19 protein-coding genes and 1 pseudogene are annotated in these 18,704 nt (G+C 69.1%); 8 read left to right on the plus strand and 12 right to left on the minus strand.

Annotated features, from left to right (window positions below; genetic code table 11):
- Nucleotides 1-11 precede the first annotated feature (11 nt).
- The 3 genes from ACFVT5_RS30180 to ACFVT5_RS30190 all read right to left on the minus strand — a co-directional run bounded on the left by ACFVT5_RS30180 (nucleotide 12) and on the right by ACFVT5_RS30190 (nucleotide 2,260).
- A complete protein-coding gene (locus ACFVT5_RS30180; RefSeq protein WP_389894517.1) occupies nucleotides 12-350 on the minus strand; it encodes a DUF3817 domain-containing protein in 339 nt (112 codons plus the stop codon).
- A 62-nt stretch (nucleotides 351-412) separates the two neighbouring features.
- Nucleotides 413-922 carry a MarR family winged helix-turn-helix transcriptional regulator gene (locus ACFVT5_RS30185; protein WP_389894519.1) on the minus strand — a complete coding sequence of 170 codons (510 nt, stop codon included), beginning with the start codon at nucleotides 920-922 and terminating at the stop codon, nucleotides 413-415.
- A gap of 21 nt (nucleotides 923-943) precedes the next feature.
- Nucleotides 944-2,260 (minus strand): MFS transporter, encoded by a 1,317-nt coding sequence (locus ACFVT5_RS30190; RefSeq protein ID WP_389894521.1) that lies wholly within the window; start codon nucleotides 2,258-2,260, stop codon nucleotides 944-946.
- A gap of 82 nt (nucleotides 2,261-2,342) precedes the next feature.
- Here ACFVT5_RS30190 and ACFVT5_RS30195 point away from each other — a divergent pair, with 82 nt between their 5' ends.
- Nucleotides 2,343-3,323: a DUF5937 family protein gene (locus tag ACFVT5_RS30195; protein ID WP_389894523.1), complete on the plus strand. Its 981-nt coding sequence runs from the start codon at nucleotides 2,343-2,345 to the stop codon at nucleotides 3,321-3,323.
- A 141-nt stretch (nucleotides 3,324-3,464) separates the two neighbouring features.
- A complete protein-coding gene (locus tag ACFVT5_RS30200; RefSeq protein ID WP_389894525.1) occupies nucleotides 3,465-4,493 on the plus strand; it encodes a glycoside hydrolase family 6 protein in 1,029 nt (342 codons plus the stop codon).
- A 74-nt stretch (nucleotides 4,494-4,567) separates the two neighbouring features.
- Here ACFVT5_RS30200 and ACFVT5_RS30205 read toward each other — a convergent pair whose 3' ends face one another.
- From ACFVT5_RS30205 to ACFVT5_RS30225, 5 genes and pseudogenes are all read right to left on the minus strand, one after another.
- Nucleotides 4,568-6,523 carry a galactose oxidase-like domain-containing protein gene (locus ACFVT5_RS30205; RefSeq protein WP_389894527.1) on the minus strand — a complete coding sequence of 652 codons (1,956 nt, stop codon included), beginning with the start codon at nucleotides 6,521-6,523 and terminating at the stop codon, nucleotides 4,568-4,570.
- Nucleotides 6,524-6,526: 3 nt separating this feature from the next.
- Nucleotides 6,527-8,335 carry a glycosyltransferase family 2 protein gene (locus tag ACFVT5_RS30210; protein ID WP_389894529.1) on the minus strand — a complete coding sequence of 603 codons (1,809 nt, stop codon included), beginning with the start codon at nucleotides 8,333-8,335 and terminating at the stop codon, nucleotides 6,527-6,529.
- A gap of 136 nt (nucleotides 8,336-8,471) precedes the next feature.
- Nucleotides 8,472-8,741 (minus strand): annotated as a pseudogene (locus ACFVT5_RS30215) (TetR/AcrR family transcriptional regulator); the annotation flags it as partial.
- Nucleotides 8,742-8,849: 108 nt separating this feature from the next.
- The gene (locus ACFVT5_RS30220) at nucleotides 8,850-9,146 is read right to left on the minus strand and encodes an MTH1187 family thiamine-binding protein (RefSeq protein ID WP_389894531.1); all 297 of its coding nucleotides are present in this window, start codon (nucleotides 9,144-9,146) and stop codon (nucleotides 8,850-8,852) included.
- The gene (locus tag ACFVT5_RS30225; RefSeq protein WP_389894533.1) at nucleotides 9,143-9,487 is read right to left on the minus strand and encodes a DUF3817 domain-containing protein; all 345 of its coding nucleotides are present in this window, start codon (nucleotides 9,485-9,487) and stop codon (nucleotides 9,143-9,145) included. The genes ACFVT5_RS30220 and ACFVT5_RS30225 overlap by 4 nt, the downstream gene beginning before the upstream one ends.
- 101 nt (nucleotides 9,488-9,588) lie before the next feature.
- Here ACFVT5_RS30225 and ACFVT5_RS30230 point away from each other — a divergent pair, with 101 nt between their 5' ends.
- From ACFVT5_RS30230 to ACFVT5_RS30245, 4 genes are all read left to right on the plus strand, one after another.
- Complete coding sequence (locus ACFVT5_RS30230) at nucleotides 9,589-10,221, plus strand: AIM24 family protein (protein WP_389895024.1); 633 nt, start codon at nucleotides 9,589-9,591, stop codon at nucleotides 10,219-10,221.
- Nucleotides 10,221-10,871 (plus strand): AIM24 family protein, encoded by a 651-nt coding sequence (locus tag ACFVT5_RS30235; protein WP_389894535.1) that lies wholly within the window; start codon nucleotides 10,221-10,223, stop codon nucleotides 10,869-10,871. Before ACFVT5_RS30230 ends, ACFVT5_RS30235 begins: the two co-directional genes overlap by 1 nt.
- Nucleotides 10,872-10,909: 38 nt before the next feature.
- On the plus strand, nucleotides 10,910-11,665 hold the full coding sequence (locus ACFVT5_RS30240) for an AIM24 family protein (RefSeq protein ID WP_389895026.1): 756 nt from the start codon (nucleotides 10,910-10,912) through the stop codon (nucleotides 11,663-11,665).
- Between the two features lie 94 nt (nucleotides 11,666-11,759).
- Nucleotides 11,760-12,233 (plus strand): MarR family winged helix-turn-helix transcriptional regulator, encoded by a 474-nt coding sequence (locus ACFVT5_RS30245; RefSeq protein WP_389894537.1) that lies wholly within the window; start codon nucleotides 11,760-11,762, stop codon nucleotides 12,231-12,233.
- A gap of 188 nt (nucleotides 12,234-12,421) precedes the next feature.
- Here ACFVT5_RS30245 and ACFVT5_RS30250 read toward each other — a convergent pair whose 3' ends face one another.
- Nucleotides 12,422-13,876, minus strand: a complete 1,455-nt coding sequence (locus tag ACFVT5_RS30250; RefSeq protein WP_389894539.1) for a sensor histidine kinase — start codon at nucleotides 13,874-13,876, stop codon at nucleotides 12,422-12,424.
- Complete coding sequence (locus ACFVT5_RS30255; protein ID WP_389894541.1) at nucleotides 13,873-14,538, minus strand: response regulator transcription factor; 666 nt, start codon at nucleotides 14,536-14,538, stop codon at nucleotides 13,873-13,875. Before ACFVT5_RS30255 ends, ACFVT5_RS30250 begins: the two co-directional genes overlap by 4 nt.
- Nucleotides 14,539-14,680: 142 nt before the next feature.
- Here ACFVT5_RS30255 and ACFVT5_RS30260 point away from each other — a divergent pair, with 142 nt between their 5' ends.
- Entirely contained in the window at nucleotides 14,681-15,559 is an 879-nt protein-coding gene (locus tag ACFVT5_RS30260) for a PepSY domain-containing protein (RefSeq protein ID WP_389894543.1), read from the plus strand.
- Nucleotides 15,560-15,622: 63 nt separating this feature from the next.
- On the opposite strand, the gene meaB is transcribed toward ACFVT5_RS30260, so the two are convergent.
- Together meaB and ACFVT5_RS30270 are read right to left on the minus strand one after the other, a co-directional pair.
- Nucleotides 15,623-16,585 carry a methylmalonyl Co-A mutase-associated GTPase MeaB gene (gene meaB, locus ACFVT5_RS30265; RefSeq protein WP_389894545.1) on the minus strand — a complete coding sequence of 321 codons (963 nt, stop codon included), beginning with the start codon at nucleotides 16,583-16,585 and terminating at the stop codon, nucleotides 15,623-15,625.
- A gap of 80 nt (nucleotides 16,586-16,665) precedes the next feature.
- Nucleotides 16,666-17,868 (minus strand): acetyl-CoA C-acetyltransferase, encoded by a 1,203-nt coding sequence (locus ACFVT5_RS30270; protein ID WP_389894547.1) that lies wholly within the window; start codon nucleotides 17,866-17,868, stop codon nucleotides 16,666-16,668.
- A 146-nt stretch (nucleotides 17,869-18,014) separates the two neighbouring features.
- Here ACFVT5_RS30270 and mce point away from each other — a divergent pair, with 146 nt between their 5' ends.
- Nucleotides 18,015-18,464: a methylmalonyl-CoA epimerase gene (gene mce, locus ACFVT5_RS30275; RefSeq protein WP_389894549.1), complete on the plus strand. Its 450-nt coding sequence runs from the start codon at nucleotides 18,015-18,017 to the stop codon at nucleotides 18,462-18,464.
- Nucleotides 18,465-18,704 lie beyond the last annotated feature (240 nt).

The raw sequence follows: 18,704 nt of genomic DNA on the forward strand, positions 1-18,704 counted from the left end.
GTCAGACGGAGTCAGGCTTTGACGGTCGCCGGGGTGTCGTCCGTGACCTTGGCGGCCAGCTCCCGCGACACCTTGCGCTCCACGAAGAACGCGGCCGTGGGAATCGTCCCGGCGAGGAGCACCCACAGCTGCTTGGCGACCGGCCACTTCGCCTTGGACCCCAGATCGAAGGCGAAGACCAGGTAGACGACGTACAGCCAGCCGTGCGCGATGGACACGACACGGGTGACGTCGGCCGCGCCGTTCACGTCGAGGATGTACTTGGCGATCATGCTCAGGCACAGCAGGACCAGCAGAACACCGGTGACATAGGCCATGACGCGGTAGCGGGTCAGCACGCTCTGTTTCATGGCACGAGCGTAGCCACCCGTTTCGGGCGATCTTGCGGCGGGTCGGGCCCCCGCCGGGCGGGTCACTCCTCGTCGAAGTCCTGCGCGGCGACGCGCAGGGGCCGGAGCATCGCGAAGATCTCCAGGCACTCGTCGGCGTCGTACGCGCCCAGGCCGAACTCCATCGCCATCAGGTCGCGGGTGGCCGCGTCGACCGCCTCGCGGCCCTTGTCCGTGATGGAGGCGAGGGTGCCGCGCCCGTCGTTGGGGTTGGGGCGCTTGTCGACCAGGCCGGAACGGACCAGCCGGTCCACGGTGTTCGTGACGGAGGTGGGGTGCACCATCAGCCGTTCGCCGATCTTCGACATCGGCAGCTCGCCGGCCTTGGAGAAGGTGAGCAGTACCAGCGCCTCGTACCGCGCGAAGGTCAGCCCGTACGGCCTGACGACGGCGTCGACCTCGGCGAGCAGGATCTGGTGTGCCCGCATGATCGACGTGATCGCGGCCATCGACGGCACGGATCCCCATCGCTGTTTCCAGAGTTCGTCAGCTCGGGCGATGGGATCGAAGGCAAGGCTGAGCGGCTTCGGCACGGCCATGACCTTACCGGCCGGTCATATGGCGGTCAGCCCCGTCTCGCCCTTCGGTCCAGGCGGCCCCGCGTGCTCGGGCCCAGAGGTCCTGCGCACCTCGGCGACGAGCAGCAGACAGACGACCGTACCGATCACTCCGGCGCCCGTGACGACGGTACTGACCGCGAAGAACTCGGCGGCGAGCCCGGCGAGCGCCATGCCGACGCCCTGGATGGTCATCAGCCCTGCGGTGTGCACGGTCATGGCCCGGCCGCGCAGCTCCTCCGGTACGGAGTCGACGAACCAGCGGTCGAGCCCGAGCGTGTACGCGAATCCGGCGCCGGCCAGCACGAGGACGAGGGGCGCCCAGACCAGGTCCGGGACGAAGGCGTACGCGAGCAGGGGCAGCAGCATGGTGGCGGCGAGGGGCAGCGTGATCCGGGCACGCGTCGCGGGCGACAGGGCCGAACCCGCGTACAGCTCACCCGCGACGGTCCCGACAGGCATCGCGCACATCAGCAGACCGACGCCCGCCGTGCCGACACCGATCTCGTCGGCGTAGGGGGCGGCGAGCGCCTCGGGCGCGACGACGAACATCGGGGGCGCCCAGAGCAGCAGGAGCAGCGCGCGGATACGGCGGTGGCCGAGGATCTGCCGGGCGCCGGCGAGCGAGTACCGCATCAGGGCGCCGGTACCGGAGTCGCGGGCGGGCCTGCGACGGGTGCCGCAGCGCAGGAGCACGGCGGATACGAGGAAGGTGCACAGGGTGATGATCAGGGCGCCGCGCGGCGGGACGACGGTGAGCAGGATGCCGCCGACTCCGAAGCCGACCAGGACCGCGCTCTGCGAGACGATCCGGAGCAGGGAGCGGCCGAGGACGAAGAGGTCACCGTCGCCGAGCACGTCGGCGAGGGTCGCCATGCGGGTGCCGTTGAACACGGGCGAGACAACGGCGATCACACACCGCAGGGCAAGCAGCGCGGCGACCGGCGTCAGGGGCAACGCCATGAGCGCGGCACACCCGGCACAGACGAGATCACAGACGACGAGCACCCGCCGGGCCGGAAACCGGTCGGCGATCCCCGCGAACAGGGTGCCGCCCACGAGATACGGCAACATCCCGAGCGCGAAGGTCAACGCACTGAGCAACGGCGACCCGGTAAGCCCGTACACCAACACGGTGAGCGCGATTTCACTGACGACCACACCGAGCAACGAAAAAAGGTGAGCGACAAAGACGAACCGGAACTCACGAACGGCAAAAACTCGGCGATATCCGGTCTCTTGACCTTGTGGGCAATCGTCCCGCTGGGCGGGACGGGTGGGCACAGCCGAAGTACCGGCCAACTCCTCAGACATACGGAGGACGATGCAACCGCTCAACAGAACCCCGTAATGTTTCGGCACCAGACGAATCTTCACCACCCCGGAGGGGGAAACCGTGCCCCACCACCTCCGCTTCGGCGAGGACGACCTCCTCGCCTGCCGCTTCGCGGTCTCCCCCCTCTGGGAGACGCAGGAGGCGGTCCGTACCCTCAAGCGCCCCGAGCGCCAGGGCTACCACCCGCACTGGCTGCGCCGCGTCCGCGCGTCCGGCGCGGACCTCGACTTCGCCCCGCTCTGGCTGCTGATGCCCCAGCGCGGCCACAGCCCGGACTGGCTCGGCCCGCCACCGCTCCGCCCGTCGGGCACCTTCGACGAGGAGATCGCCGCGGTACGGACGGCCGACCCGGAGGCGGCGCGCGAGGAGATGGTGCGCGCCCTGGCCTGTACGCCGGGCGCCGCCGACACCGCGCTCGGCCGCCATCTGCTCGCGGATCCGGCACGCACCGTACGGGAGTTGGCGGATCTGATGGAGCGGGCGTGGCATGTGCTGGTCGAGCCGGACTGGCCCCGGCTGCGCGCCCTGCTTGAGGCCGATGTGGCGTTCCATTCGCGGCGGCTGGCCGATGTGGGCCTGGGCGGGCTGCTGCGGGAGCTGGATCACCGGTTCACGTGGCGCGAGGGAACGCTGACGGTGGAGTGGAAGGGACAGCACGAACGGGATCTGGACGGGCAGGGCCTCGTACTGATGCCGAGTGTGTTCTCGTGGCCGGACGTGATCAGCGGCTACGAGCCACCGTGGCAGCCGACGCTGGTGTATCCGGTACGCGGGATCGGCGGCCTGTGGTCGGCGCCGACGGAACAGACCACGGAGGCACTGGTCCGTCTCCTGGGCAGACATCGCGCGGCGGTACTCGCCGCCCTTGACCTGCCGGCCACGACGACCGCGCTGGCGCACCGGCTGGATCTGGCAGCGTCGTCGGTGTCGGCACACCTGAAGGCCCTGCGGGACGCGGGGCTGCTGACCTCGCGGCGGTACGGGCATCAGGTGCTCTACGAGCGGACACCGCTGGGGATCGCGCTGGCGGCGGGGGGCTGACCGGTACGCGGTGCCCGCGCGGGCACGTCATCGCGCGGTCATCGGACAGGGCGCAGCGGTGCCGAAGCGGTGTCACATCCCGGAGGAAACGCGCCGTTATGTCACGATTGCGCGAAAAGTCCGTCACTGTTTGGGGGCAGGATGTCCCGCCTGATCCGTAGCCGTGGGGTTTCCCGCGTACTGGCGCTCGCGGTCGTCACCGTGCTCGGGCTCGCCGCCTGCGCCGAGGGCTCCGACATCGAGGAGGCGTCCGCCGTCCGGAAGCCGTCGAAGGCGTCGGCGGGGTCTCCCGCGCAGTCGCCGTTCTGGGTCGACCCCCAGAGCCCGTCGGCCCGTCAGGTCGCCGACTGGCAGCGGACGGGCCGCGCCTCGGACGCGGAGCTGCTGCGCCGGATCTCCGAGCAGCCGGCGGCGATCTGGCCGGCCGGTGAGGACCCGGCGACGATGATGCGGGCGGCCACGGCGGGCGCCGCGAAGGACGGCCGTACCGCGCTGTTCGTCGCGTACGACATCCCGCACCGCGACTGCGGGCAGCACTCGGCGGGCGGGGCGACGAGCCCGGAGGCGTACCGGACGTGGATCGACCGGTTCGCGGCGGCGCTCGGGGACAGCAAGGCCGTAGTCATCCTTGAGCCGGACGCGGTCGCGCACACCGTGGACGGGTGCACCCCGGAGGAGTACCGCGCGGAACGGTTCCAGCTCCTGTCGGACGCGATCGACCGGCTGAAGCGGCAGCCGCACACCACGGTGTATCTGGACGCGGGCAATCCGGCATGGATCACGGACGCGTCGAAACTGCGGGAGCCGCTGACCCTGTCCGGGATCGAGCGCGCGGACGGGTTCGCGCTGAACGTGTCCAACTTCCAGACCGACACGGCCGTCCGGACCTACGGCCAGGAGCTGTCCCGGATCCTCGGCGGCAAGCACTTCGTCATCGACACCAGCCGCAACGGCAAAGGCCCGCTGACCGGCGACACGGACAACGTCTGGTGCAACCCGCCGGACCGGGCGCTCGGCACGGGGCCTACGGCTGAGACCGGTGATCCGCTGGTCGACGCCTTCTTGTGGATCAAGCGGCCCGGTGAGTCGGACGGTGAGTGTCGTGGGGGGCCGGCGGCCGGGACTTGGTGGCCGGATTATGCGTTGGGCCTTGCCCGTAACAGTTCATAGGCGGATGGCTGGTCGCGCCCACGCGGCGGAGCCGCACATGTCACAGCCCCGCGCCCCTTTCAGGGGCGCTTTGCCTACGGCACTTTGATCCACTTTGCCTCTGACGGTGTTCCTTCCGCGTCCGTCACGAAGAGCATGTACCAACCCGGTGGTACGAGAGTCCGGTCGTCCGGGACCTCGACCGTGAGCGAGTCCTTTGTCCTGGTCAGGGTGAGTGCGATGGAGCGCTGTTCGACGTCGGTGGTGTGGGTGACCGCGCTGGGCCGCATCAGTCGGGCGCCCGTGATCCGGTCCGTGTGCTCGGTCGCGAAGGTGGCGCGGCGGTTCGCGGTGAGGGTGTCGGGACCGGCGCCGAGTACGGGCCGGCCGGTGCGGTTCTTGAGGAGGGCGGGCGGGGTGAAGATCTCCATGCGCTGCTCGAAGTGGCCCAGCTTGGTGTTCTGCTGGTCGTCGAAGAGCGGGTCGGAGCCGAAGGTGGCGACGCGTCCGTCCGGCAGGAGCAGCGCCTCGGAGTGGTAGTTGCGGCCGACTCGGGGTGAGGCGGCGTCCCGGAAGGCGTTCCGCTTGGGGTCGTAGAACTGCGCCTTGAGGACGTTGCTGGCGCTGCGGCCCCGGTAGTCCGTGGAACCGTTGGTGGTGAACACCGAGTCGTCCGGCATGATCACGCTGTTGAGATAGCGGGTGCCCTGCGGAAGGTCCGGTCCGTTCACGAAGGCGGGGTTGTCCTTCTTGAGGTCGACGACGGCGGTACGGCGGGTCGCCTTCTTGGACTCGCCGACGCCTCCGCCGCCGAGGATCATCACCTTCTGGTCCTGCGCGGGCGGCAGCAGCAGTGAGGACGAGGTCTCGGTCTGGTCGATGTCGGCGAGGCCGGGGATCTTCTTGAACTTATTGGTCTTCAGATCCCACAGACCCGGCTCGCGCCCCTGGTCGGCGGGCCCGTACCCGGCGTTGGACGCGGGGTAGAAGAGCTTGCCGCCCTCGGTGAGGAACAGGGCGGGATAGGTGGGGAAGTAGCGGTGGGGGCCCATCGTCCACTTCTTGGTCCTCGGGTCGTATATCTCGTTGTCGCCGGGGTCGATGGCACCGACGTCGTCAAGGCCGGAGACGGCGAGGACCCGCCCGTCGTCCAGGCCGACGAGCGTCGGGTACCAGCGGGCCTTGCGCATGGGGTCGACGGGTATGTACTTCTCCGCCGTCGGGTCGAACTCGTAGGCGGCCCTGATGCCCTGGAAGTCCTGCTTGTCGAGGGTGATCTGCTCGGAGAGCCCGTAGGTGTTGTCGGCGTCCTTGCCGCTCAGACCGACGATCTCGTACTGGGCCTGCTTGTCGGTGACCGACTGCGGCCCCTCCTCCACGGCCTCCACGAAGACCCGCGCCTCGCTGGCGGTGACGGTGGTCTGCCAGGGCTGCATCTGGCCGGACTTGCCGTACGTGATCTTGTTCTCGCGGAGCGCCTTCGGCACGGTGACGTCGAATTTGCTGACGTACTCGACACCGGCGGGCGAACGGAAGCGGGTGCCCTTCTTCAGGGTGACCACCTTGTCGGGGTTCTCGTTCTTGACGCGCATACCGCCGCCGGGCCGGTCGACCTCCCCGTCGAGGAGTTCGTAGCGCGCGGTGCCGCCCGCCACCAGGAGCCGCCCGTCGGGAAGTGCCGCGTGTCCGGAGCAGAAGAAGTCGTCGGGGGTCGCGATCTTCTTGAAGGTGTTCGCCCTCGGGTCCCACAGGACGGTGTCGAAGGAGCCCTTGTCGAACTTCTTCTGCTCATTGCCGGACCCGGCGACGATGAGGACCTTGCCGGTGTGCAGGAGCGCCGCGTGGATGGCGTTGGTGCGGTACCGCGCGGGTATGTCGACCTGGGTCCAGGAGCCGTACTTGGCCTGGTAGGCGGGCTGCGCGATCTTGTACTCGTAGTAGCGCTCCTCGGCGAAACCAAGGGCCGCGGGCGCGTTGAGTCCGACCAGGACGGCGCCGGCGCCGACACCGAGCACGGTCTTCTTCAGCTTCTTCGACGGCTGGTATGCCATGGGTCACGAGCCTCCTGTCGTGCTGCCGGTGACGGTGGTCGACTGCGCGCGGACACGGGGGCCCTGGGCGAGCACGGCGGTGGGGGTGCGCAGGATCTCGTCGTCGAGCAGGCGCGGGGTCCCGAGCAGTGCGGCGGCCCGGCGTTCCTGGTTCCGGGTCCAGGCCCACACCGAGACGGGCGCGAGCGAGATGACCAGGGCGAGGACGGCCCAGGTCCGCATGGCCGCGTGGGTGTGGTCGAGGACGACGGACGCGACGAGCGAGGACGCCAGGAGTGCGGCCCAGCTCAGATGGATCCGGAAGGTCAGCAGCCGGTCCGGGCTGGTGCCGTCACCCTTCGGGGTGACGACGAAACGGCTGGGGCGGCGCAGTACCGCGTTGCCGAGCGAGGTGGCGTAGATCGGCGCGGACAGCGCGGACATCGCCATCCCGGCGAGACCGCCGGAGCCCTCGGGTTCGTGCGGGGACACGTTGTGCCGGCGGTTCCAGAGGTAGAGGCCGATCTGGAGGGCGGCGGCGTCGCTGTAGAGCATCAGCCACACGGAGGCGGCGACCTGGGTGCCGGAGGCGCCGAACCAGAGGAACAGCACACAACTCAGAATGCCAAGCAGCCAGTTGACGGCGGTCATCGGGTAGTAGACCAGCATCAGCGTGTACGAGAAGAGGCGCCCGGGAGACATACTGAAGGGCGCCTTCCAGTACTGCGTGAAGAGGGTCTCGTAGGTGCCGCGCGACCAGCGCATCTGCTGCGTGAAGAAGTCGGTCCAGGAGGCCGGACCCTCACCCACCGCGAGCACGTCGGGTGTGTAGACGGACTGCCACGCGTGCCCGGTACGGGGGTTCTCGCGCCGGTGCAGTTCGAACCCGGTGGCCATGTCCTCGGTGATCGAGTCGTACAGGCCGCCGATCTGACGGACGGCGGCGATACGTACGACGTTGTTGGTGCCGACGAACATGGCGGAGCGGTAACGGTTGCCCGCGCGCTGGATCAGGGTGTGGAAGAGGAACTGCTGCGACTCGGCGGCCTTGGTGACCGGGGTCTCGTAGTTGCCGTAGACCTGCGGTCCGACGACGAACGCGACATCGGGGTCCCGGAAGTACCCCATCATCCGCTCCAGGAAGGAGGGGAGCGGGACGTGGTCGGTGTCGACGGAGGCGAAGAACTCGTAGTCGCCGCCGTGCATCGCGATCCACGCGTTGTAGTTGCCGTGCTTGGTGCGGGCCTTGTGGACGCCCGTGGCCCGGTTCCACTCGGGGACGCCGTGCCGGGTGAAGTGCCGGACGCCGAGTTCGGCGCAGAGGTCCTTGGCCTGAGGGTCGTCACCCTCGTCGAGGAGCCATATGTCCAGGGGTCCGGTGTGCCGGACCCGTATCGCGCCTTCGAGGGTGGCGCGGGCCATGGCGAGGGGTTCCTTGCCGGGCACATAGGTGGTGAGGAAGGCGACCTTGGTGCCGGTCTCGGGTAGGACGGGTATCGGGTCGCGGGCGACGAGGGTGGCGTGGGCGATGCTGACGACGTTGACGAGCATGAACAGCTCGATCAGGCCGATGGATATGAGCATGGTGGCGTCGAGGACGACGAGCCAGCTCTCACCACCCTCACGGTCGGTCCAGTGCGAGGGCCACACCAGGTAGACGAGCAGGACTCCGGTGAGCACCGGTGCGAGCGTCATCAGCAGGACGGCCCGTATCCGATGGGGTTCACGGGAAAGGAGCGTGGTGTACCGCACCCGGTACGCGTGGCCGGCCGGCTCGGTGAGCGGCCCGGCGAGCGTGCTGTGGGTCTCGTAGTCATAGCCCTCAGTCCGCACGACGCCCTCCCATTCTGTTGATCGACAAGCCAATAACCTCACAAAAGTGGAGATATGGCGGCGTGTCGACTGGAAGGGACCCGAGAGGGCGTTTTTGGGGGCAAGGTTGCGCCGGTCGGCGGGGTCCGGCGGGCGGTCAGGTCGGAGGGGTGCGGCGCAGTCGGGCCGGTACCGCTCGCTGGGTCAACGGGCCCAGGGATCCCGCCGGGTCGGTGAACTCGGCGAGCGGGGTCGCCGCGAGGACCCGGGTCAGCACCTGCTCGATCTCCGCGATCCACAGGTCGAGCCCCGCCACCGTGGCCGCGCCGAGCCGTGGATTGGTCTGTGCCCCGGCGAGCAGTTGACCCAGCCGGGCGACATGTCCCCCCGCCCGCTCCTCCTCGTGCATCTCGCGCCCGAAGGCGAGAGCGATCGCTCAAATCGGTACACACGCAGGGTACGCGAAAGCCCCGGCCCACCCGGGGCCGAGGCTTCGACAGTTGACGACTGGTAGCGGCTGCTGGCGCGGAAGGGGTTACTCGGCGGCGAGTCGGCGCTCCACCGTCGCGACCTTGGACGTGAGGCCGTCCGTCACTCCGGGGCGGATGTCGGCCTTGAGGACGACGGAGACCCGGGGCGCGCGGGCCTCGACGGCGGCGACCGCCCGCTTCACCACGTCCATCACCTCGTCCCACTCCCCCTCGATGGAGGTGAACATGGCGTCGGTCCGGTTCGGCAGACCCGATTCGCGTACCACGCGGACGGCGTCGGCGACGTACTCCCCCACGTCCTCGCCGACCCCGAGCGGAGTCACGGAGAAGGCGACGATCACGCCTTCACGACGCCTTCGTTGCGGGCGCGGGACGCGATCACGGCGTTCTCGGCCTCGCGCTTGAGCATGCGCTCGGCGAAGAAGCCACCGGTCGGCAGCACCGAAAGGACGAAGTAGAGGGCGGCCGTACGGAGGGGCCACTTGGTGCGGTTCCAGGCGTCGGCCCAGAAGAGCACGTACAGGATGAACAGGACACCGTGGATCATGCCCATCGCGGGGACCGCGTTGAACTCGGTCGTCCGCTTGAGCACGGAGCAGACGAGCAGCAGCAGGAACGAGACAGCCTCGGGCGCCGAGACCAGGCGCAGGCGGCGGAGTGCGGATGCGGTCTTGATGTCCACGGGTCACCTTCGGTGGGGAATCGGGGTCCCCTCAGGGTACGTATTCCTTCTACGGATGCTGTCGGGGGGCTCTGTGCAACGGCTACCGTCGCTCCGTGGCAATGTTCCGGCTCCAAGGGAGCAAGGTGCTCGCCGTCGACATGTCCGGCGACTCCGTCAAGGCGAAGAACGGCTCGATGGTCGCCTATGACGGCCAGATGAGCTTCAAGAAGATGACCGGCGGCGGTGAGGGCATCCGGGGGATGGTGACCCGGCGCCTGACCGGTGAGCAGATGACCGTCATGGAGGTGCGGGGACAGGGGACCTGCTGGTTCGCGGACCGCGCGAGCGAGATCAACCTCGTCCACCTCCAGGGCGACAAGCTCTTCGTCGAGTCCAGCAATCTGCTGGCCACCGACGCGGGCCTGCGCACCGGCACCTCCTTCACCGGTCTGCGCGGTGCCTCGCAGGGCAACGGCCTGTTCACCACGACCGTCGAGGGCTCGGGCCAGGCGGCGATCATGTCGGACGGTCCTGCCGTGATCCTGCGCGTCTCACCGCAGTTCCCGCTCACCGTCGACCCGGGCGCGTACATCGCGCACCAGGGCAATGTGCGGCAGAGCTTCCAGTCGGGCGTGACCTTCCGCACCTTCCTGGGCGAGGGCGGCGGCGAGGCGTTCCAGATCCGGTTCGAGGGTGACGGGCTGGTCTACGTACAGCCCAGCGAGCGCAACACGATCGGAGGGGACGCCTGATGCCTTTCCGCGAGATCAACTCGAAGATGGTCGAGGCGACCGTGATGCCCGGCCAGACGATGTACAGCCAGCGTGGCGCGATGCTCGCGTACAAGGGCGAGGTGTCCTTCACGCCGAACATCCAGGGCGGTCAGGGCGGGGTGATGTCGATGATCGGGCGCCGGATGGCGAACGAGGCGACACCGCTGATGACCGTCGAGGGCAGCGGCACGGTGCTGTTCGGGCACGGCGGCCATCACATCCAGGTGATCAGCCTCACCGGCGACACCCTCTATGTCGAGGCGGACCGGCTGCTCGCCTTCGACGGGACCTTGCAGCAGGGCACGATGTTCATGGGCTCGCAGGGCGGGGTCATGGGCATGGTGCGCGGCCAGGTCACCGGGCAGGGCCTGTTCACGACCACCCTCAAGGGGCATGGCTCTGTGGCGGTGATGGCGCACGGCGGTGTGATCGAGGTGCCGATCACCCCGCAGCGGGCGGTGCATGTCGACCCGCAGGCGTATGTCGCCCACCATGGCGACGTACGCAACAAGCTGTCCGCGGCCCTGGGCTGGCGGGACATGGTGGGGCGCGGTTCGGGCGAGGCGTTCCAGTTGGAACTGAGCGGCAATGGCGCGGTGTTCGTCCAGGCGTCGGAGGAGAAGCTGTGAGCGCGTACGGAGCCACCGGGCCGACCGTGTACGACCCGATGACGCTGCCGGTCGACGACAACGTCAACAGCTACACCTTCTGTGTGGAACTCAAGAGCAGTGAGTGGTTCCTCCAGAAGGGCAAGATGATCGCCTACTACGGCTCGATCGAGTTCAACGGGATCGGGCACGGCCGGCTCGACCGCCTGGTGCGGACGGCGTTCCATTCGCCGTTGCACGCGAGCGACTGGGTGGTGGCGTCGGGATCGGGCAAGATGCTCCTCGCCGACCGGGCCTTCGACGTGAATTCGTACGACCTGGCTGAGGGCAACCTGACCATTCGCTCGGGCAATCTGCTCGCTTTTCAGCCAACTCTCGCGCTCAAGCAGTCGATCGTTCCGGGCTTTCTGACGCTCATCGGGACGGGCAAGTTCGTGGCCGCGTCGAACGGTCCTGTGGTGTTCATGGAGCCGCCGATCCGGGTGGACCCGCAGGCCCTGGTGGGCTGGGCCGACTGCCCGTCGCCGTGCCACCACTACGACCACGGTTATATGACCGGTGTGCTGGGCGGTCTACGTGCGATGACAGGCATCGGCGGGGCCTCCGGCGAGGAGCACCAGTTCGAGTTCGTGGGGGCCGGCACGGTGCTGCTCCAGTCCACGGAAGTGCTGATGGCGGAGCAGGCCACGGGGGCGGTGCCGCAGGCGGCGGGGGTGCCGGGTGGTCAGGGAGCGGGCGGACATCCGGGACAGCAGGGTGCGGCACCGCGTCTTCCCGGACAGCTCGGCGACCTCCAGCGTCGCTTCGGGCTGTGAGCGGTAGTCTGCGGAGTGTGACGTTCGAACGCGTGCGCACCGTCACACTCCGACCACTCGTTCAGTTTTCAACCTCTTAGGTAGAATCGCAAATATGGAGACCGAGACGGCCACGCCCTGGCTGACCGAAGCCGAGCAGTGCGCCTGGCGCACTCATCTGGAGGTCAACCGCCTGCTGACGCACCAGCTGGAGAAGGACCTCCAGCCGTTCGGCCTGACGATGAACGACTACGAGATCCTGGTCAATCTCTCCGAGTCCGCGGAGCTGCGGATGCGGATGAGTGATTTGGCGTCCGCGACCATGCAGTCCAAGAGTCGGCTCTCGCATCAGATCACCCGGATGGAGAATGCCGGGCTGGTCCGCCGGGAGAACTGTGAGTCCGATCGGCGGGGGCTTTACGCCGTGCTGACCGAGGACGGCTTGGCGACGATGAAGAGGGTGGCTCCGCATCATGTCGCGTCCGTACGGCGGCATTTCATCGACCTGATCTCGCCCGAGGCGCTGGAGGAACTCCATAAGTCGCTGTCGCCGATTGCCGACCATCTGCGGGGGCAGCGGCGGAATTGACCGGGACGGGGTTGGGTACCTGAGCGGTTGCGCAGTTCCCCGCGCCCCTGATGGGGCGGTGGTTGATGCCGTCGCGCAGGTGCCGGCCCGTCGTGGTTGTTTGCGCAGTTCCCCGCGCCCCTAGGGAAATCGTCCTGCCGGGACATCGGCTCGCCCGTGCGCAGTTCCCCGCGCCCCTGACGGGGCGCTTACCGGTGCGGTAGGTGTAGTTCGAAGAGGGCGCCCCCTGTTGGGGAATCTCTTACCGTGAGGGTGCCTCCGTGGCGGGTTGTTATGTCTCTTGCGATGGCCAGGCCCAGGCCGGCGCCTCCGTCGTCGCGGCTGCGGGCGTCGTCCAAGCGTACGAAGCGTTCGAAGACGCGTTCCCGTTCGGCCGGCGGGACCCCGCCGCCGTCGTCGGCGACCGACAGTACGGCGGCGCCGTCGCGTATGCGGACCTCGACCGAGACCGCCGACGCCGCGTGCCGCTGGGCGTTGTCCACGAGGTTGCCGAGAATGCGCGCCAGTTGACCGCGTGACCCGGTCACCTCGGTCGGGTCGAGGCCGACGGTCCTTACGGGGATCCGGTCGCCGGTGCGCTGCGCCAACTCGGCACGGACCAGCGCGGCCAGGTCGAACCGCTTCTCACCCGGCCGCTCCCCCGCGTCAAGGCGGGCCAGGAGCAGCAGGTCGGCGGCGAGTGTCTGGAGCCGCACGGTGTCCGCGACGGCGCCGTCCACGTCCAGCAGGTCCGGGTGTGCGGCACCCACTTCCAACTGGGTGCGCAGCGACGCGATGGGGCTGCGCAACTCGTGCGACGCGTCGGCGACGAACCGTCGCTGCCGCTCCACGGACGACTCAAGGGCGGCCAGCGTCTCATTGGTGGTCCGCGCGAGCCGTGCGATCTCGTCGTGCGAGTCCGGCTCGGGCACCCGTCGCGCCAGGTCCTGCGACGCGGTGATGGCCGCCATCTCGCCCCGGATGCCCTCGACGGGCTTCAAGGCGCGCCGCGTCACCAGCCAGGTCACCCCGGCGACGACCACGAGCAGCAGCGGGAAGCCGATCAGCATGGCCGTCAGCGCGGTGTTCACGGCACTGCGCTCGGCGGACAGCGGGGCACCCGCGTACACGGTCAGGTCGCCCTTGCCCTGGACGTTCACGCCGACCCGGGCGAAGCGGTACTCGGCCGTCGTACCGTCGACGGTCGCCGAACCGTTGGTGAATTTGACGTCGTCGGAGATCTCACCCGGCTCCAGCAGATACTCGTCGTCGTCGCCGTTGCCCCTGCCTCTGCCCTTGTGGTCGTCGTCATCGTCGTCGTGCGAGGTGATCGTCGGCGTCGGCTGCGGCCGGACGGCGCCGCTTCCCGTACCGCTGATGCGCTCCAGGTCCTCGCTCGCCGCGACGAGCCGCCCGTCGTCGTCGAGGACCTGCACCGGTGTGTCACCGCCATCGGGCAGGTCGAGTTTGTCGTACGCGATGCCGGTGGCCAGCCTGGTCGCCACCTTGTTCGCCGTCGACTGGGCGGCGGTGCCCGCCTCGTCGGTGAGGCTGGAGCGCAGCGCGAGCAGGACGGCGGACCCGGCGGCGAGCAGCGCCACGGCGACGACGAGGGTCGCGCCGAGGGTGGCCTTGGCCCGTACGGAACCGAACAGCCGGCTCATCTGGTGGACTCCAGCCGGTAGCCGGCGCCACGGACCGTGCGGATCAGCGAGGCGCCCAGCTTGCGCCGCAGCGCGCTGATGTACACCTCGACGATGTTGGGGTCGCCGTCGTACGCGAAGTCCCAGACGTGCTCCAGGATGTCGGCCTTGGACACCACCTCGCCGGGGCGCAGCACGAGTTGCTCCAGGACCGCGAACTCCTTGGCGGTGAGCGGAAGTTCCTCCTCACCGCGGCGGACCCGGCGGGCGGCCGTGTCGACCTCCAGATCGCCCAGGACATGCACGGGTGAGGCCCCCGCGCGCCCGCGCCGCCGCAACAACGCCTTGACCCGCGCCACGAGGACCACATACGAGAACGGCTTGGTCAGATAGTCGTCGGCGCCCGTGTCCAGACCCTCGGCCTCGTCGTACTCGCCGTCCTTCGCCGTGAGCATCAGGATCGGTACGTCGTGGCCCGCGGCGCGCAACGCGGCACAGACGCGGTAGCCGTTCATGCCGGGCAGCATGATGTCGAGGATCACCAGGTCGTACGCGCCGTCGCTCGCCCGGTGCAGTCCTTGCAGGCCGTCGTGGACGACATCCACGGCGTACCCCTCGGCGGTGAGACCCTTCGCGAGGGAAAGGGCCAGACGCTTCTCGTCCTCCACGATCAACAGGCGCATGCGCACAGCCTCGCAAATCGAACCTGAAGAAGTCTTCAGCCGACTTCAGCGGACCTTAAGCATCGCTCAAGCACATTGGTCCTCGTCGCACAGAACGACGACAGACCGGGCAGACCGTCCGGCCGAATCGGGGAGGACACCCATGAAGCGCAACCTCGTCATCGCCACGCTGGCCGCCGCGACCCTCGTCGGAGGCACCGCAACCGCCTTCGCGGTGGCGGGCGACGACGACGCGCCGAGCCGCGGGTCGAGCGTGCGGACCACGGACGACAACGGCAAGGACGACAGGGGCACCGATGCCCCCGGCACGGACGACAACGGCACGGATGCCCCCGGTACGGACGACAGCCGGGACGACGACGGGCGCGACGACGACAACGGCCGGGACAACGACGCCGCCGCGGCCAAGGGTGCCAAGGTGACGGCCGCTGACGCCATCGCCGCCGCGCTGCGCCACACCTCCGGTACGGCGGTCAAGGCGGAGCTGGACGACGACGATGACGACACCCCGGTGTGGGAGGTCGGCGTGGTCGGTCAGGACCGTAAGTGGTACAGCGTGCACGTGGACCGGGGTACCGGGAAGGTGCTGACCTCGCACATCGACCGGGACGACGATGACGACGCGGCCGGGGCGCTTGCCGCTGTGCGCGGGGCCTCCGTGAGCGCCGAGGCCGCGGCTCGGGCTGTCGCCGACTCGCACGGGACCGTGACGTCGGTCGAGGTGGACGACGACGGGACGTCCCGTGGGTGGGAGGTCGACTCCGTCGTGGGTGGTACGGAGCGGGAGTGGCGGGTGGACTTCGGGTCCGGGTCCGTCTCGGTGCACCGGGCTTCGGACAACCACGGGTCCGATGACCGGGGTTCCGATGACCGGAGGTCCGATGACCGTGGCCGTGAGTCCGACGACCGGGGGTCTGATGACCGTGGCCGTGGGTCCGACGACCACGGGTCCGACGACCATGGCCGTGGGTCCGATGACCGCGGGTCCGACGACCACGATGACCGTGGGTCCGACGACTGACGTGTGACGGCTGTGCTGGGTGCCGGGTGTCCTTCGGGGCGCCCGGCACTTGGGCGTTGAGGTTCAGGCCCCCTGCGTCAGGCCCGCGACCAGTTCGTCCGCCGCTCCGTACGGGTCCAAGTCACCCGTAACCACGCGTTCCGCGAGAGCGGTTACGTGGGTGTCGCCTCTCAGGTCCGCGATTTTCGCGCGCAGCGCCGTGACGGCGATCGTTTCGATTTCGTGGGCCGCGCGTGCCCGGCGGCGTTCGGTGAGGACGCCTCGTTCCTCCATCCACGCGCGGTGTTTCTCCAGGGCCTGTACGACCTCGTCGATGCCCTCGCCGCGCGCGGCGACCGTCTTGATGATCGGGGGGCGCCAGTCGCCGGGGCCTCGGGACTCGCCCAGGCCGAGCATGTGGTTCAGCTCGCGGGCGGTCGCGTCGGCGCCGTCGCGGTCGGCCTTGTTGACGACGTAGACGTCACCGATCTCCAGGATGCCCGCCTTCGCGGCCTGGATGCCGTCGCCCATGCCGGGCGCGAGGAGCACGACCGAGGTGTCGGCCTGCGAGGCGATCTCGACCTCGGACTGACCGACCCCGACGGTCTCCACGAGGATCACCTCGCATCCGGCGGCGTCCAGGACCCGGATCGCCTGGGGCGCGGCCCACGCCAGACCGCCGAGATGGCCACGGGTCGCCATGGACCGGATGTAGACGCCGGGGTCGGACGCGTGCTCGGACATCCGTACCCGGTCACCGAGCAGCGCGCCGCCGGAGAACGGCGAGGAGGGGTCGACGGCGAGGACGGCGACCCGTTTGCCCTGCCGCCGGTACGCGCTGACGAGCGCCGACGTGGACGTGGACTTGCCGACGCCCGGCGAACCGGTCAGCCCCACGACGTACGCGTTGCCGGCGAGCGGTGCGAGAGCCGCCATCACCTCGCGGAGCTGCGGGGACGCCCCCTCGACCAGGGAGATCAGCCGGGCCACGGCCCGCGGCCTGCCCTCCCTGGCCTGGGTGACCAGCGAGGAGACGTCCTGCTTCACAGCGCACAGCTCCGTTCTTCGGGCTTCGGCCCCGGGGTCGAAGCTCTCTCGTACGCGCTCGTACGCGCTCGTACGCGCGGTCAGCCCTTGGGCACTCGCACGATCAGCGCGTCGCCCTGGCCGCCGCCCCCGCACAGCGCGGCGGCGCCCACGCCACCGCCCCGGCGCTTGAGTTCCAGGGCCAGATGCAGCACGAGCCGGGCGCCGGACATCCCGATCGGGTGACCCAGGGCAATCGCGCCACCGTTGACGTTCACCTTTTCCGATGACACGCCGAGGTCCTTCATTGACTGCACGGCGACCGCGCCGAACGCCTCGTTGATCTCGATGAGGTCGAGGGCGTCGACGCCGATGCCCTCCTTCTTGAGGGCGTGCTGGATGGCGTTCGACGGCTGTGACTGGAGGGAGTTGTCGGGTCCCGCGACATTGCCGTGGGCGCCGATCTCGGCGAGCCAGTCAAGGCCCAGTTCGACGGCCTTGGCCTTGCTCATCACGACGACGGCGGCGGCGCCGTCGGAGATCTGCGAGGAGGAGCCCGCGGTGATGGTGCCGTCCTTCGTGAAGGCGGGCCGCAGCTTGCCGAGCGACTCGGTGGTGGTCTCGGCGCGGATGCCCTCGTCCTGGCTGAACAGCACCGGCTCGCCGCGTCGCTGCGGGATCTCGACCGGGGTGATCTCCGCCTCGAAGAGGCCGTTCTTCTGTGCCGCCGCGGCGCGCTGGTGGGACTGGGCCGCGATCTCGTCCTGCTCGGCGCGCTTGATACCGAGGCGGGTGTTGTGCTTCTCGGTGGACTCGCCCATCGCGATGTTCTCGAACGCGTCGGTCAGCCCGTCGTGGGCCATCGCGTCGAGCATCTCGATCGCGCCGTACTTGTAGCCCTCACGGGACTTCGGCAGCAGATGGGGCGCGTTGGTCATGGACTCCTGGCCGCCCGCGACGACGATGTCGAACTCACCCGCACGAATGAGCTGATCGGCGAGGGCGATGGCGTCCAGGCCCGAGAGACAGACCTTGTTGATCGTGAGGGCGGGTACGCCCATCGGGATGCCCGCCTTGACGGCGGCCTGACGTGCCGGGATCTGCCCTGCCCCGGCCTGGAGCACCTGGCCCATGATCACGTACTGCACCTGGTCGCCGCCGATCCCGGCCCGGTCCAGGGCGGCCTTGATGGCGAAGGCGCCGAGGTCGGCTCCCGAGAAGGACTTCAGCGAGCCCAGGAGCCGTCCCATGGGCGTACGCGCGCCCGCGACGATCACTGAGGTGGTACCGGTCGTTCCAGACATGACGTGCGATCCCCTTTCAGCGTGGAAGCTGAGGAGTGAACGAGGGTTTACCTGAATGTACTGAGCAGTATGCGTTGCGTCACCGCCACGGCGGTGTGATCGCGCGCACGTTGCGTAACCACCTCCCGGGGCGCTGCACTGAGGGAATGCTGACGCGAATCGACCACATCGGAATCGCCTGTTTCGATCTGGACACGACTGTCGAGTTCTACCGCGCGACCTACGGATTCGAGGTGTACCACTCCGAGATCAACGAAGAGCAGGGCGTCCGGGAGGCCATGCTCCGGATCAACGGTACGTCGGACGGCGGAGCCACCTACCTCCAGCTTCTGGAACCGGTGCGCGAGGACTCCACGGTGGCGAAGTGGCTGGCCAAGAACGGTGAGGGTGTCCACCACATCGCCTTCGGCACCGCCGACGTCGACGCGGACGCGGCCGACATCAAGGGCAAGGGCGTCCGGGTCCTGTACGACGAGCCCCGGCGCGGTTCGATGGACTCGCGGATCACCTTCCTGCACCCGAAGGACTGCCACGGCGTCCTCACCGAACTCGTCACTTCCGCCCCACAGGACCCTTCCGCCACGACCGAGCACTGACGGAATCCGTGCCGCGACACCGTCTCCGGCCCGATCCCCCGCTTCGCCGGGCAGGAAATGCACGTCGGCCAGGCCAACCGGAAGACCGGGCCCGGTAGGGTTGGCTGCGGCCGTCCGAGTGTGGGGCGGTCGCAGCCGGGGTCCGGGTTTCGGGGGGCGAGCGTCCGGGCAGAAGCCCATGCTCCGCCGATTGTCTGACACCATTCCCCGGGGGCCCCGTTCGGCGGACGGGTGGGGTCT

It is taken from the genome of Streptomyces sp. NPDC058001, assembly GCF_042886315.1.
Classification (GTDB): Bacteria; Actinomycetota; Actinomycetes; order Streptomycetales; family Streptomycetaceae; genus Streptomyces.